1 protein-coding gene is annotated in these 352 nt (G+C 27.6%); it reads right to left on the minus strand.

Annotation, left to right across the window (positions count from 1 at the left end):
* Nucleotides 1-71 precede the first annotated feature (71 nt).
* On the minus strand, nt 72-352 hold a 281-nt coding region (gene traN / locus CAMP5118_RS08000), incomplete at its 5' end, for a conjugal transfer protein TraN (RefSeq protein WP_337217030.1).

Genomic DNA, 352 nt, shown 5'->3' on the forward strand with positions numbered 1-352 from the left:
ATAATCCCTTTGGCTTCACCAAACAAACTTTTAACTAAACTTCATCTCCTTTCTATAATTTTATTTTCTTTTTAATTAGTAGGCTTTCTTGTTAAATTCTCAAGATTGCTTTCAATCTTTTCTTGTATTTTTATAGAATCAGCTTGTATTTTATCTACATCAATACTTCCAACAATATCAGCAATAAATTCACTTAAATCTATTTCACTAAAATCTAACTTTTGAAATTCTTCTGGAGTAAATCCTCTACAATCAGGACTTTTTGGAGAACCCCAACCTCTTTTAATTTGTGGGCGTCCTTGTTCATTAAATATTCTTGCTAATTTTGAATTAAAACAACAATATGTTTTTT

This window comes from Campylobacter sp. LMG 7929 (assembly GCF_024723595.1).
Classification (GTDB): domain Bacteria; phylum Campylobacterota; class Campylobacteria; order Campylobacterales; family Campylobacteraceae; genus Campylobacter_D.